14 protein-coding genes are annotated in these 14423 nt (G+C 45.6%); all 14 read left to right on the forward strand.

The features are described from left to right. The first annotated feature begins 64 nt into the window (after positions 1 to 64). Complete coding sequence (locus tag JGK39_RS09715) at positions 65 to 1021, forward strand: tetratricopeptide repeat protein (RefSeq protein WP_293322132.1); 957 nt, start codon at positions 65 to 67, stop codon at positions 1019 to 1021. Beyond that, entirely contained in the window at positions 990 to 1877 is an 888-nt protein-coding gene (locus JGK39_RS09720; protein WP_293296232.1) for an SDR family oxidoreductase, read from the forward strand. The genes JGK39_RS09715 and JGK39_RS09720 overlap by 32 nt, the downstream gene beginning before the upstream one ends. Next, the gene (locus JGK39_RS09725) at positions 1874 to 2623 is read left to right on the forward strand and encodes a TylF/MycF/NovP-related O-methyltransferase (RefSeq protein WP_293296230.1); all 750 of its coding nucleotides are present in this window, start codon (positions 1874 to 1876) and stop codon (positions 2621 to 2623) included. The genes JGK39_RS09720 and JGK39_RS09725 overlap by 4 nt, the downstream gene beginning before the upstream one ends. A 75-nt stretch (positions 2624 to 2698) precedes the next feature. Then, entirely contained in the window at positions 2699 to 3802 is a 1104-nt protein-coding gene (locus JGK39_RS09730) for a UDP-galactopyranose mutase (RefSeq protein WP_293296228.1), read from the forward strand. Between the two features lie 25 nt (positions 3803 to 3827). Then, positions 3828 to 4904 carry a radical SAM/SPASM domain-containing protein gene (locus tag JGK39_RS09735; protein WP_293296226.1) on the forward strand — a complete coding sequence of 359 codons (1077 nt, stop codon included), beginning with the start codon at positions 3828 to 3830 and terminating at the stop codon, positions 4902 to 4904. Between the two features lie 14 nt (positions 4905 to 4918). Further along, a complete protein-coding gene (locus JGK39_RS09740; RefSeq protein ID WP_293296225.1) occupies positions 4919 to 5914 on the forward strand; it encodes an FkbM family methyltransferase in 996 nt (331 codons plus the stop codon). A gap of 44 nt (positions 5915 to 5958) precedes the next feature. Next, positions 5959 to 6954, forward strand: coding sequence for an SDR family oxidoreductase (locus JGK39_RS09745; protein WP_293296224.1), 996 nt, complete (start codon positions 5959 to 5961; stop codon positions 6952 to 6954). Between the two features lie 5 nt (positions 6955 to 6959). Next, positions 6960 to 7445 (forward strand): NUDIX domain-containing protein, encoded by a 486-nt coding sequence (locus JGK39_RS09750; protein WP_293296222.1) that lies wholly within the window; start codon positions 6960 to 6962, stop codon positions 7443 to 7445. 28 nt (positions 7446 to 7473) lie between these two features. Continuing rightward, positions 7474 to 8133 (forward strand): SIS domain-containing protein, encoded by a 660-nt coding sequence (locus JGK39_RS09755; RefSeq protein ID WP_293296220.1) that lies wholly within the window; start codon positions 7474 to 7476, stop codon positions 8131 to 8133. Then, positions 8096 to 10246, forward strand: a complete 2151-nt coding sequence (locus tag JGK39_RS09760) for a TIGR04372 family glycosyltransferase (protein WP_293296218.1) — start codon at positions 8096 to 8098, stop codon at positions 10244 to 10246. Before JGK39_RS09755 ends, JGK39_RS09760 begins: the two co-directional genes overlap by 38 nt. Before the next feature lie 274 nt (positions 10247 to 10520). Next, complete coding sequence (locus JGK39_RS09765; protein ID WP_293296216.1) at positions 10521 to 11519, forward strand: GDP-mannose 4,6-dehydratase; 999 nt, start codon at positions 10521 to 10523, stop codon at positions 11517 to 11519. Between the two features lie 201 nt (positions 11520 to 11720). Then, positions 11721 to 12953: a class I SAM-dependent methyltransferase gene (locus tag JGK39_RS09770; protein WP_293296214.1), complete on the forward strand. Its 1233-nt coding sequence runs from the start codon at positions 11721 to 11723 to the stop codon at positions 12951 to 12953. Next, a complete protein-coding gene (rfbC, locus tag JGK39_RS09775; protein WP_293296212.1) occupies positions 12950 to 13483 on the forward strand; it encodes a dTDP-4-dehydrorhamnose 3,5-epimerase in 534 nt (177 codons plus the stop codon). The genes JGK39_RS09770 and rfbC overlap by 4 nt, the downstream gene beginning before the upstream one ends. After that, positions 13480 to 14391 (forward strand): NAD(P)-dependent oxidoreductase, encoded by a 912-nt coding sequence (locus JGK39_RS09780; protein WP_293296210.1) that lies wholly within the window; start codon positions 13480 to 13482, stop codon positions 14389 to 14391. Before rfbC ends, JGK39_RS09780 begins: the two co-directional genes overlap by 4 nt. Positions 14392 to 14423 lie beyond the last annotated feature (32 nt).

The raw sequence follows: 14423 nt of genomic DNA on the forward strand, positions 1-14423 counted from the left end.
GTTGAAAGAGCGGGGGTGCTTCAATAATTTAAAAAGCGTTCTTGAAATCGGCGAGCAGAGTATTATGGTTGCAAGTTGGGATGATTTTGCAGCTACGATCGTTCGAGAATTAGGAGAGTTTAGCCACACTCCGGGCGCACCGATCGCAGCTCGATCGCTATACGAAAGCTTTGGATTAGAAACTTATAACTGTATCGATACTTGTGACTCGTCAAACTCTTTAGTTTTTGATATGAATAAAGATTTGCAGGCCACTTATGGATACTCAGAACAATTCGATTTAGTGACAAATCACGGAAGTTCCGAACATTGCTTTAATCAATACCAATGCTTTAAAAATATTCACAATTTGTGCAAAGCAGGCGGAGTGATGGTTCACGGCTTACCTTTTCACGGCTCGCTCAATCACGGATTTTATAACTATCAGCCATGTTTTTTTGTAGGGCTAGCCGCTGCTAACAATTATAAATTGCTCGCTCTGTCAGTTGTGGATGTAAAAAGTGTCAAACCTGTTACGCCATACAGTCCGTATTTGGTAGAATCCTTAACAAGTTCTATTAAAGAACCCCGGTTAATTTTTGTAGCAATACAAAAACTTAGCGACTCAGAGTTTCGGATACCCTATGACGGTAAATACCTTTCAAACAGCGCCTCCACCGCTCCCGCAGTTGAGGAATATAGAAATTATCAAAAACTGTCCGGCGATTATATAAATTCTGGTAATGAACTTGTGAATTCTGGTACAATTGAGGAGGCAATTTTTGAATACCAACAGGCGATTATAACTAACCCCCACTCAGGGCAAGCATATTTACTGATGGGAATCGCCCAGGCAAAAATTGGCAAGCTGGAAGAGGCAATTTACAGCTATCAAAAGGCGATATCCTACAACCCTAAATCCGCAGAAGCCAACTATCGCCTCGGAGTCGCACTGCAACAGCAGGGGAAACTAGAGGAGGGAATGGAAAGCTGCAAGCGGGCGATCGCCCTTGAAGGACCCAAAGATAATTATTATCGGTAAAAATAGCTACATAGGCGGTTACTTCACTAAATACCTTGGTGGCAATATCGCTCGCGCGCTTTCATTGTCCTCAAAAGATTGTAACTTTTTAAAAGCTGGGGAAGTTTCTAATTTTTTTAAATCTTTTAGCAATGAGGCATCTCCGACAATTGTATTTTTTGCAGGCATCAGCAGATTAGTAGAAAATTCCTTTAACTCTTATAAAGATAACTTAGAAATAGTTAACAACTTAATAGAATGTGCCAAACTGACAAATGCTCGCTCGATTATCTATTTTAGTTCCGTTGATGTCTACGGCAGCAAACCGAGTCTGCCGCTTACCGAACGATCGCCCGTAAATCCAGACACTTGGTACGGACTTGCCAAAGCTTCCTGCGAATCAATGCTAATGTCTTTAGGAGAAGTAAAGTGTCCGGTAACAATCCTGCGAATTCCCGGTATTTACGGTGCGGCGCCCAACGATCGCAGCGTTATTAAGAAAATAGTCTCAGCCATAAAAAATGACAAGCGAGTAGTTATTAAAGGTAGCGGGAAGCAACGGCGCGATTACGTTTACATTACGGACATTTGCCGCCTAATCCAACTATTAATACCCGGGCAGCTTCACGGAATTATAAATGTAGCAACCGGCACAAGTTGTACTATAATCGACATAGCTAATTTAGTGGGCGCGATCGGAGCCGTGGAATTTGAAACAATCTACGAAGCAGCCGATGCAGGAAGAGACTTTGACTTGCTATTCGATACCGCTTATCTAAATTCCGCAGTGCCAAATTTTCGTTTCACGGAGTTGGAGGTAGGTATCCGTTCTTACTTCCGGCCAGACAATCAAATTGCAGGAGGTGAATTGACATGAATAACAGCAATGAATACACCCAAACCCAACCCATACTTCAAGAACCTTGGGTCAAACTCGCAAACGGCTCTGACTTAGAAAATTGGAGCCGTCAGGACGAAATCGCTTACAATCAAACCAACCGTCAATGTCAAAAACTAGCTTTTTTTATGCAAGCTTTTGATTTCTTGACAGACAACAAAATAGAAGGAGACTATCACGAATACGGCTGCCACCGAGTGAGAACTTTTAGGATGGCGCTCACCGAAGCCAGAAGGCACAACCTAGAATCAATGAAATTCTTTGCCTTCGACAGTTTCGAGGGACTTCCAGCAGTCGAATCGCAACCCAGCCACCAAGTTTGGCAACAAGGCGCTCTCAAAACTGCCCAAGAAGAATTCTGGCATTTAATCAAAGAACACGGGATTTATGTAGATAGCTGTCAAACGATCGCAGGATTCTATAAAGAAAGGCTCACCCCCGAGTTACAACAAAGCTTTTTAGCGAAAAACAATAAAATAGCTTTAGCTTGTATTGACTGCGACTTATACGAATCAGCAGTCCCCGTGTTTGAATTTATAGAACCCTTGCTGCAAGAAGGTAGCTTGTTATATATTGACGACTTATTTACAGGTTACAAAGGTTCGCCTGTTAAAGGAGTTGCCAAAGCCTTCGCAGAGTTTCAGCAAAAAAGTCGCTTCAAATTTGCCCCACACATCCAAGTAGGATGGTGGGGTCGCTCTTTCATCACCTACTTAGATGATTAGCAATTTGCGATCGAACAACAATAAAGTTGTTTAACAACTAAACAAAAAATCAGTTGCACAATTAAGGAAAAATCAGTGAAAACAGCAACAATTATTGGCGGTGGTTTTGCAGGCTGTACTTGGGCTCACATACTAGCTAACAAAGGATGGCAAGTTACATTAATTGAGTGTGCGTCCCAACTCGGGGGCGGATGTCAAACCTTATATTATGGGGGTCATCCTTACACTTTTGGTCCGCGCCACCTATTCACGGCCCACGAGTCGGTTTTCAACTTTTTACAGGAACGAGTTCCCCAACGACTGCTCGATCATTACTTGTTAACTTATGTGGAACGGGACGGTCAATTTTACTCCTACCCAATCCATGCCGATGACATTCCCCTGATGCCAGACAAAGAGAAAATAGAGCAGGAGTTGAGCGAAAGGCCCGATCCGAGTACGGCGCGAAACTTCGAGGAATATTGGATTTACTCAGTTGGTGCCACACTGTACGACAAGTTTGTTAAAAACTACTCGAAAAAGATGTGGCAAATAGAGTCCAATACGGTACTGACTGACTTCAAATTTGATGGTAAAGGCGTACAATTGCGGACGGGAACCAAAGAAGTTCGCCCGGAATTTTTCATCTCTTATCCTATCTCGCTGCGCGGCTGGGACGACTACTTCGACATCTGCGCCAATACTCCGGGAGTAACGCTTTGGATGAATTGCCACATCGAAGCCTTTGACGTGCAAAAAGCAGCAGTGCAAGTTAAGGGAGAGTGGATCAAGTCAGATATTTTGGTAAGTTCTCTTTCCCCAGATTTGCTGTTTGACTTCGAGTATGGGGAACTCAAGTATATCGGTCGCGATTTTATTAAGCTGGTATTGCCAGTCGAACAAGTCATTCCCGACCCGACTTTTTTCTTGCACTATGCCAACGATGAAGTTTTTACCCGCGTAGTTGAATATAAAAAACTTACCGGCTACAAATCTCCTACGACTTTGTTAGGAATGGAAATTCCTTCTACGAGCAACAAACTTTATCCATATCCGATAAAAGAGCAGCAAGAAATAGCCGATCGCTACCGCAAAGAGATGCCAGACAACGTTTTTTCGGTGGGTCGGATGGGGAATTACCGCTATTACGACATCGGCATGATTGTTGACGAAGCCTTGCGCTTTACTGCGGATTTGTGAAGAAAAAAAGTAAGGTACTGCAACTATGGATAGACTTAACACGTTACCCCGACCGTTCCGCGACGCTAGTTTGTACGAAGCGACCCTGGCTGCCGGGTTCAAAACATTTCCGCAGCGACAAGAGAATTATCTCAAGTACCAAGCGGCTCAAAGGGGTGAAGTTCTCGACTACTTACCCGTCATGCTTGACATTGAAAATGTCAGCCGCTGTAACTATCACTGTACGATGTGCCAGGTCAGTGATTGGGAGGGTTTTAAACGGGCGGAGGATATGTCTTTTGAGGATTACAAAGATTTGATCGATCGCCAGTACGGATTGATTGAAATCAAATTGCAAGGAATGGGCGAACCATTGTTGGGCAAATGCTACTTTGAAATGATCGAGTATGCCCGATCGAAACATATTTGGGTAAGGTCAACAACCAATGCTTCAATCTTGCATTTCCAAGACAATTACCGGCGACTGATCGATGCAGATATCTGCGAATTGCAGGTTTCTGTTGATGGAACTGCGAAAGAAACTTACGAAAAAATTCGGCGCGGGGGTCGCTTTGAAAAGGTGGTCGAAAACTGTCGCTTGCTAAATGAGTATTGTCGCGATACTAACCGCAAGCGCACTCGAATGTGGACGGTAGTTCAGCAAGATAATTTTTCTGAATTGGAACAGTTTCCCGTCCTCGCTGCTGACTTGGGTTTCGAGCGTTTAACTTTGTCTCTTGACGTGAATGATTGGGGTCAAGACGAGTGGCGGGAAGTCAATCAAAAAGTAGATGTGCACAGACGGTTTGATTTGTCAATGGCAGAACGGCTGATTGCTATTGGCAAACAACACAACGTCGAAGTTACATTCTGGTTCATCGACCAAAAATACGATACCACCGACCCCAAAAAACTCTGCCCCTGGCCGTTCGATCGACTTTATATCTCATCAGATATGAAAATAGTTCCTTGCTGCATGGTGGCGAATCCAGAAGTCTGCGAACTCGGGGATGCGCGCAACTTAACACAGGAGTGGAATAGCGAACAAATGATTGCCTTCAGACGCGCTCATTTAGGGGGAAATATCCCTAAAATATGCACGGCTTGCTACAGTAACTTTTGAAAATAGGTGTTGGCATGGAACCTCATAAAAGCACGACGATCGTCGTTGATGTGGGCGGTCGTTACGGGATGCACCCCTCATGGTCGGGATTTGCTGGAGAATTACTTTACCTGACCTTTGAGCCAGATCCAGAAGAGGCCCAACGCCTGAGAAAGTACAATTCTCGATCGGGTTTTGAAGTGGTCGAGCTGGCTCTGGCAAAAGCAGAAGGAGAAAGAGATTTTTATATCACCAAACACCGGGGATATTGTTCTTTTTACCCTCCCAATCTCGACTCGGAATGGTTTAAACGATACAGACCGGGTGAAGGGGAAATAGAATCTGTAATTCGCGTGAAAACTTCATCCCTCGATAGTTGGGCAAGTTCGCGAAACATAGATATTGACTTTCTCAAAATAGATACAGAAGGTTCGGAATTAGAAATTTTAGAGGGAGCCGAAAAGCAAATTTCATCTAATGTATTGGGGCTGCGGGTAGAACTTTTATTTGAGGAGATATACAAAAATGTTCCTCTGTTTCCCGAAATTTTCAATCACCTCAAAGCGCGGGATTTCTTTTTGATAAATTTCGATTACTTCGGTCGGGGAGTGCCGCGCCATGCTTTGTTTCGCAATCCGAATCCCTTAGTTCCAGATAACGATCGCTACGGAACTTTGATCGGTACGGATGGCGTGTGGCTGAGAAAGTACGATTGGGTGCGCGATCGCTACAAAGGGGAAAGTTTGGAACTAGCAACCCTCAAATATGCTTATTTCTGTATTTTGAACTCTGCCACTGATGTTGCTCTAGATACTTTAATGAGCTTTGTCGGCACGCACAATTTTAGTCCTGCAACTGTGGAAACTAAAATTTACCGCGCTCTGAGGCGAATTTGTACGGAATATTTGGGACGCTATCGCGTCAATCCAGAAGACGTACAGTGGAATGCGGCGCGATCGACGCTCAAAGAAATCTTTAATGTGGAACTCGAAGCGGGAAACAAGTATTGGGAATTGATCCAAAACTTGTAAAATTCAAGCAAGTGAAACCATCTCAAAATGTGAGGAGAAACTGATTGACTGCATCTAAACACTGCTTAGTAACCGGCGCTGCGGGCTTCATCGGCAGCCACCTGTGCGATCGCCTCTTAGCCCTCGGCCACACCGTCACCGGCCTCGACAGCCTGATTGTCGGCCGCCTTGCCAACTTAGAACAAGCCAAAACCTACAACACCTTTAACTTTCTAGAACAAGACGCAGCCGCGATCGCCCCCTCAACCCTAGAAGGAATAGACTGGGTATTCCACCTAGCAGGGCTGGCCGACTTAGTACCGTCGATCGAAAACCCCAGCCAATACTACCACTCGAACGTTCAAGGCACCTTTAGCCTGCTAGACGCTTGCCGCAGCGCTCAAATCCAACGCTTCGTCTACACCGCATCCTCCACCTGCTACGGCATCCCAGACACCTATCCCACACCCGAAACCTATCCCTGTGAGCCCGAACACCCCTACGGCTTGACCAAATATTTAGGCGAGCAAATGGTGATGCACTGGGCAAAAGTGTACAAACTCCCCGCCCTCTCCCTGCGCTTGTTTAACGTCTACGGGCCCCGATCGAGAACTACAGGGGCCTACGGTGCAGTTTTCGGCGTCTTTTTAGCTCAAAAATTAGCAGGTAAACCCTTCACCCTTGTCGGAGATGGCACGCAAACCAGAGATTTTACCTTTGTCAGCGACGTGGTAGAAGCTTTTGTCACCGCAGCAGCATCGGATGTCACCGGCGAAATTATCAACATCGGATCGGGAAATCCTCAAAGCGTCCTCACCTTAGTGGAACTATTGGGCGGCCCCATCGTCCACATCCCCAAACGCCCCGGAGAACCTGATTGCACTTGGGGAGACATCACCAAGGCTAAAACTCTCTTGGGATGGGAACCAAAAGTTCCTTTCCCCGAAGGGGTAGCGCAGATGTTGGCGAACATCGACTTGTGGCGAGAAGCACCCGTGTGGACGCCTGATTCGATTCAGGAAGCCACAAAAGCATGGTTTGAATATTTGGGAAAAACCTAAAATTTATGGTGCAAAATGCTGCTGCGACGGTGAATCTTCAGGTTTCCAAAGCATTCCTCTACCAAGGAAGTCGCCTGTTATTGCAACTTCGAGACAATATACCTGAAATCATAGCCCCCGATCGCTGGGGATTGTTCGGCGGTAGCGTGGAAGCAGGCGAAACTCCTGTCGAAGCGATGAAGCGAGAAATCGCAGAAGAACTTTGCTGGATGCCGCCGGAACCGAAATACTTGCTGACTTGGGAAGTACCCGATCGAGCTTGCACCATCTATATTTTTGGCATTCCCCTGACAGTTGGAACTAGCCAATTAACCTTAACCGAAGGACAAGCCTTCCAACTATTTACATTTGAGGAATTAACTCAACTGCCTTTAGTGCCCAAAATTCCTCGGATGCTGCCGCAAGTTGTGGAAGCCATTGATTTTCCAGAACTTAGTTTGGCTTGGCAGGAATTCACAACAAAAAAGTTAAAGTGGTCGGTTTCAGATTAGTTAAAACTTACGCCATCGAACACAAAATATGCAAAATTTTGCCTCAGAACTACCCTTTGCTACCGACTATTTCCGCCAACTTGCAAATTTAAGCGAAAACTTTGAAGCGAGTGACAAAGAACTTTATCCCCTCACCTTTTCCGAAGCAGTTAGTCGGGCGGCTGCTTTAGTATCCCAACAAAGCAAACAGCAACGAAAAGTAATTTTCATTGGTAACGGCGGCAGCGCTGCGGTAGCAAGTCACCAAGCAATAGATTACTGGCGCAATGGAGGATTTCCCTCGATGGCTTTCAATGACGGAGCCCTCCTCACTTGCATCAGCAATGATTTTGGGTACGAACAAGTTTTTAGCAAGCCGATCGCCACCTTTGCCCAATCGGGCGATATTGTGTTTGCCATCAGCAGTTCGGGAAAATCGGCTAATATTTTAGCTGGGGCAACTCAAGCTGCTAAAATGGGCTGTTACGTCATCACGCTTTCAGCTTTTGCGCCGGATAATCCCCTGCGTCAATTAGGAGATCTCAATTTTTACGTTCCCACGATGGCCTATGGATTTGCTGAAATTACCCATTTGTGCATTTGTCATTGTATTCTAGATGGGTTGATGAAAGGTTCGCTACCAGAAACAGATGTTGAGCGTTCGGTAATTAATGACAGTAAGTTATTTTCAGAAAGCAAACAAACTTAAGCAAGCAGGCTTGTTGGCAGAAGCGATCGCCTGTTACCGCCAAGCGATCGCACTTAACCCCAATTTTTATTTGTCTCACCACAATTTGGGGGAAACCTTAGCTAAACTCGATCGCTGGGAGGAAGCTGTTACGGCGTGCGATCGCGCCATTCAACTAAATCCTAACTCGGTTTGGTCTTATTACAATTTAGGCGAAGCTTTGGCAAAACTCTGTCGCTGGGAGGATGCGATCGCCTCTTACCGCCGCGCGATCGAGCTTTCCCCTGATTTTTATAGATTTTACACCGGCTTGGGGGCAGCCCTATGCAAGCAGGGCGATCGCGAAGCAGCGGCAGCCTCCTACTGTCAAGCTGCGGAAATATTGGCAAAACAGCAGCGGTGGAATGAAGCGGAAAGTTGTTATTTTCAGGCGATTAAACTTAATCCATCAGTGAAAGATTCCTACCGCAATTTAGCAGAAACTCTGACAAAACAGCAGCAGTTGGAAGTTGCGATAGCCACAACCCGCAAAGCTATTAACCTCGCACCAGAACAGGCAGAAAATTACTGCCAACTCGGGGAAATATTAACGCAACAAAACAGGCGGATCGAGGCAATTGAGAGCTATAAAAAAGCGATCGTCCTCAATTTCGATCGAGAATTATCGCGTACCAACCTAGTCAATTTACTGATAGAGCAAGCCGAAATAGATGGGGAAAAGCAAAAACAAAACAAACCTTCTGTAGGGGAAGAGGCGCTGTTTAACCTGGGAAATTTACTAATACAGCAAGGAAAATTAGCAGAAGCGATCGAGATTTATCAAAAAGTTCTCGAACTAAAACCACATTGGACGGAAGCTTGCCTCAAGCTGGTAGAAGCTTGGATGAAAATGAGCTGGAATTTTTACGATGCGGGTAAATTATACGAATCGATCGACTCTGCGGAAGGGGCGATCGAAATATATAACTCTCAGCTTGCCCAGCATCCCCTGGGAAATTTGGGTATTCGCTTTATCACGCCGGAATATTTCACAAATTGGCCTTGGCTGGGAGCGATCGGCCACCTAGCTCTCAATATAGATCTTTATATTAAAATGGGCATCCTCGGCTGGCGGCCTGAATGCCATACAATTCTGTTAGCGCCTCCGGAACAAGTTATCAATCCTTGTTTGCTCGACTACTGGCGGCCCTACCTCCACATTATCACCGACCCCCCTACAATCGATCGCCTGCTGCCGCTAGCGAAGACGATGCGCTGTTTGGAATACACCCTTTACCACATCAAACTTGCCAGCGGACAAATGGTAGATCTGGGTTATGCTTTTGCCACAGTGCAAAAACAGTGGCAAACAGAAGCAAAACCGCCGCTGCTGAGCCTGTCGCCCTCGGATTTCGAGCGGGGATGGAACTGTTTGCAACAGCTTGGAGTGCCTAAAAATGCTTGGTTTGTGTGCCTCCACGTTCGAGAAGATGGCTTCCGCCGAGAAGGAATGACTACGCACCGCAGTGCTGATGTTGATACTTACTCATTGGCTATCGAGTCGATCGTAGCGCGGGGCGGCTGGGTCATCCGCATGGGCGATCGTACCATGAAACCGCTGCCACCGATGAAACAGGTAATTGACTACGCTCGCACTGACGCAAAAAGCGATTGGATGGATGTTTTTTTGTCTGCTGAGTGTCGTTTCTTTCTGGGAAGCGCTTCCGGGCTCGCTTGCGTTCCCTTGGTATTTGGCGTTCCCAGCGCTATTACCAACACTTGGCCGATTTCCGGGCGCCCGCAGTCGAATTTGGATCTGTTTATTCCCAAACTAGCTCGATCGTCCGTAGAAAATCGCTATCTCACGTTTGAAGAAGCACTCTTACCTCGCTTCTTTTTCAATCTCAACAGCAAACTTCTTTATTCCTGGGGCATTCAAGTAATCGATAATACTCCAGAAGAGATCGATGAGTTGGTGTTGGAAATGTTCGATCGGCTCGAAGGTAAAGTGCAGTATACAGAAAACGACGAAGCTCTGCTGCTGCAGTTTAACTCTCTGCGATCGCCCTACGGGCCAAATCCTGCCAACAGCCGGATCGGACGCTCTTTCCTGCAAAAGTATTGCCATTTGGGACTGAGGCAAAGAGGGAGTTGATGCCCGATCGATCGGCCGTCCCACAGACATAGGTTAGATATAGTGCGATCGAGCAAGCAGCCCCTTTCGACCCCGCCGTTCCTACACCGTATTTGATTATTTGGAGGCAAATGATTGTATGGTAGAGTGAGAGCCTCTAGGGCGGTGAGATGCCCAGGGGCAATTGATGGCTTACCAGCACGAAGGTTTCTTTTTTTTGCGATGATACCTACGGCGAGTATAAATATTGGAACGAACTTAGGGATAATGGTGATGCTCCTTGGAGGCTGTGGGAATGAGTGAATTTTGGCGCGATCGATCTGTGTTGGTGACAGGCTGCACCGGCCTTTTGGGCAACTGGTTAGTAGCTGAGCTGCTGGAAAGAGGAGCTTGGGTAACGGGATTAGTTCGGGACTTAGTGCCGCAATCCCGACTTTATGCTGGAGACTGGTACCGACAGATTAATATCGTTCGCGGTTGTGTCGAGGATTTGTCAACAGTAGAACGAGCGATTAATGAGTATGAAGTAGATACGGTGTTTCACTTAGCAGCTCAGACAATTGTGGGAGTTGCAAATAGAGAGCCGCTCGCAACTTTTGAAACCAATATTAAAGGTACTTGGAATATTCTAGAAGCTTGCCGCCGCGTTGGAGGTGTGAGTCGAATTGTCATAGCATCCAGCGATAAAGCCTATGGAGACCAGCTAGTGCTTCCTTACAGCGAAACAACTGCGCTGCAAGGGCAACATCCTTACGATGTTTCTAAAAGCTGTGCCGATCTAATCAGTCAGACTTACTACGTTTCCTATGGTTTGCCCGTGTGCATTACTCGCTGCGGCAATTTTTACGGCGGTGGAGATTTGAATTTTAATCGCATCGTTCCGTCTACAATTCGCTCGGCTTTGCAGGATAAGCCCGTAGTTATCCGGAGTGATGGCACTTTTATCCGGGACTATTTCTATGCAAAAGATGGGGTTTTAGCTTATCTCCATTTGGCAGAGCAAATGGACAGGAAAGAGATTTTGGGAGAAGCGTTTAATTTCAGCAACGAGCTGCAAATTTCGGTGCGGGGCATGGTAGACAAGGTTTTGAAATTGATGAACAAGACTGATTTGGAGCCAGTAGTATTGAATCGGGCAAAGAATGAAATAAAACATCAGTATCTATCCGCAGATAAGGCGCGAAAAATGCTGGGTTGGGAATCTAAGTATCCTCTAGAAGAAGGGTTGAAAGAAACAATAGAGTGGTATGAAAACTTTTTGATGAATGAAGATACCTGTGCGATCAGCGTGTGATTGAGGCTTTCTCAGACTCAAATTCTAATTCTCTTTATCTTAGTTGCTATAGTGCTACTAAATGAATTTCAGGATTTACGTACCGAGAGTCTCAAATATAGCTTTCCAGGGCGGACACTAGGGCACCGCCCCTACAAGGGGGGTTGGGGGTATCTATGGTGACAGTTGATAAAAAAAATCATAGTCAAGGGGGCTAATTCTGTGCCATCTAAATGTCGTTTTTGCAGTCACCCGTTGGAGCATACTTTTGTAAATCTGGGGATGTCGCCACTAGCCAATGCTTTTGTCGATCGCGATCGTCTGAATAGTGCAGAGAAATTTTATCCGCTTCATACTTATGTCTGCGGTAATTGTTTTTTAGTGCAGCTAGAAGAATTTGAATCGCCGGATAGCATCTTCAGCGATTATGCTTACTTTTCTTCCTATTCAGACTCTTGGCTGCGCCACGCCAAGAATTACACTGATTTGATGGTGGAGAGGTTTGGATTTGACGCCAACAGTCAGGTAATTGAACTCGCAAGTAATGACGGCTATTTGCTCCAGTATTTTCAGCAGAAAGGAATTCCCGTATTGGGAATTGAACCGGCGGCAAATGTAGCCAAAGTAGCTGAGGAAAAAGGCATTCCCACTTTAGTTAAGTTTTTTGGAGTGGAAACGGCTAAAGAGTTGGTTGCAAAAGGGAAGCAGGCGGATTTATTGCTGGGCAATAATGTGTTGGCTCACGTACCAGATTTGAATGACTTTGTGGCGGGGATGAAAATTGTCCTGAAGCCAAAGGGTGTTTTGACAATGGAGTTTCCTCATGTATTGCAACTCATTCAAGACAATCTGTTTGACACGATTTACCACGAGCATTTCTCTTATTTTTCGTTGCTGACGGTTGAGAAAATTTTTGCTCGTCACGGTTTAACTTTGTTTGATGTCGAAGAGCTACCGACGCACGGCGGTTCTCTGCGGATTTACGGGAGGCACGCAGATTGTGAGAGTATACAGGTTGGCGATCGCACTTCCCAACTGAAAGCTAAGGAAGTCCAAGCCGGCCTCAACCAAATTGAAATTTATCTAGGATTTGGCGAACAGGTGAAGTCTACCAAACGCCAAATGCTCAGTTTCTTAATAGATGCCAAAAACCAGGGCAAATCAATTGCGGGCTACGGTGCGCCGGCAAAGGCTAATACGCTGCTGAACTATTGCGGTATCCGCACGGATTTGATTGATTATACCGTGGATTTAAGCCCGCACAAGCAGGGTTTGTTCTTGCCGGGAACTCAGATTCCGATATATCATCCAGATAAAATTCGGGAAACTAAGCCAGATTATTTGGCGATATTGCCTTGGAACATCAAAGATGAGATAGTAAGTCAGATGGGTTATATCCGCGAGTGGGGAGGGAAATTTGTGGTGCTGATTCCTCAAGTGGAGGTAATAGGGTGAAATTTACCGAAACCAAACTTAAAGGAGCTTATGTTATTGAGGTAGAACCCTTAAGCGATGAGAGGGGATTTTTTGCGCGTTCTTGGTGTCAAAAAGAATTTGCCGAACACGGTTTGAATCCTAATTTAGTGCAGTGCAATATTTCTTTTAACCTCAATAAAGGTACTTTGCGGGGGATGCACTATCAGGCACAACCGCACGAAGAAGCAAAGTTAGTTAGATGTGTAAAAGGGGGAATTTATGATGTAATTATAGATTTGCGTGCCGATTCGCCCACTTTTAAAAGCTGGTTTTCAGTTGAGCTAAATTCTGAGAATCGCAAGATGATATATATCCCTGAAGGTATGGCTCACGGGTGTCAAACTTTGGCGGACAATACTGAGGTTTTCTATCAGATGTCGGAGTTTTATTGCTCGGAATCTGCTAGGGGAGTGCGGTGGGATGACCCGATATTTGGGATTGATTGGCCGGAGATATCTCAGCGCGTGATTTCTGAAAAAGACCGGAGTTATCCAGATTTCTTGCTATGAAAAAAGTGCTGGTTACGGGTGCGGGGGGTTTTGTTGGCAGACACGCTTTAAAGACGCTGGTGGAACGCGGCTTTGAGGTTCATGCTGTCACTTCTAAGACTTTGCCGACTTTAAGTTCTGACTGTACGTGGCATCTGGCAAATTTGTTAGACCATACATCCATTAAGGAGTTAGTTTGTCAAGTAAAACCTACACATTTGCTGCATTTTGCCTGGTGTTATACAGTACCTGGACAATACTGGAAGTCTGAGGATAACTTTTTGTGGGTACAGGCTAGTTTGGAATTGTTGAGACAATTTCGAGAGCAAGGTGGCGATCGGGTGGTCATGGGTGGAACCTGCGCGGAGTATGATTGGAAGTACGGGTATTGCTCGGAATTTATCACGCCGAGAAATCCAGATACTCCCTACGGTATTTGTAAAAATGCTTTGCAGGAGATAGTAAATTGCTATGGTGAGACGACAAGTCTCAGCAGTGCTTGGGGACGTATTTTCTTTCCCTACGGTGCTGGCGAGTACCCAAATCGGCTGGTTTCTTCGGTGATGCTTTCTCTCTTGAAGGGAGAGCCTGCTCGCTGCTCTCACGGCAATCAAATTCGGGATTTTATGTATGTACAGGATGTGGCTGATGCTTTTGTGGCTCTTTTGGAGAGTGAGGTGACGGGAGCTGTTAATATTGGATCGGGAAGGGCGATCGCCATTAAAGATGTTGTGTATAAAATAGCGGATCTAATCGGGCGATCGGATTTAGTGCAGTTAGGTGCTATTCCCTCTGCTCCGAAAGAAGCGCCTTTATTAGTAGCTGATGTGACTCGTTTATCTAATGAGGTAGGTTGGCGGCCCCAATCAAACTTAGAAAGCGGATTAAGGCAAGCTATCATCTGGTGGGAAAATCAGCTTTTGTCCTAAAAATTGCTGTCTAAGATTCGTTACCTAAATCC

Source organism: Microcoleus sp. PH2017_12_PCY_D_A (genome assembly GCF_020738565.1).
In the GTDB taxonomy this organism is placed as follows: Bacteria; Cyanobacteriota; Cyanobacteriia; order Cyanobacteriales; family Microcoleaceae; genus Microcoleus.

Coding starts and splice junctions, on each gene's coding strand:
- JGK39_RS09760 (WP_293296218.1), top strand. CDS start 8,096: ATGACAGTAAGTTATTTTCAGAAAGCAAACAAACTTAAGCAAGCAGGC.
- JGK39_RS09740 (WP_293296225.1), top strand. CDS start 4,919: ATGGAACCTCATAAAAGCACGACGATCGTCGTTGATGTGGGCGGTCGT.
- JGK39_RS09735 (WP_293296226.1), top strand. CDS start 3,828: ATGGATAGACTTAACACGTTACCCCGACCGTTCCGCGACGCTAGTTTG.
- JGK39_RS09750 (WP_293296222.1), top strand. CDS start 6,960: ATGGTGCAAAATGCTGCTGCGACGGTGAATCTTCAGGTTTCCAAAGCA.
- JGK39_RS09780 (WP_293296210.1), top strand. CDS start 13,480: ATGAAAAAAGTGCTGGTTACGGGTGCGGGGGGTTTTGTTGGCAGACAC.
- JGK39_RS09765 (WP_293296216.1), top strand. CDS start 10,521: ATGAGTGAATTTTGGCGCGATCGATCTGTGTTGGTGACAGGCTGCACC.
- JGK39_RS09725 (WP_293296230.1), top strand. CDS start 1,874: ATGAATAACAGCAATGAATACACCCAAACCCAACCCATACTTCAAGAA.
- JGK39_RS09715 (WP_293322132.1), top strand. CDS start 65: ATGGTTGCAAGTTGGGATGATTTTGCAGCTACGATCGTTCGAGAATTA.
- JGK39_RS09755 (WP_293296220.1), top strand. CDS start 7,474: ATGCAAAATTTTGCCTCAGAACTACCCTTTGCTACCGACTATTTCCGC.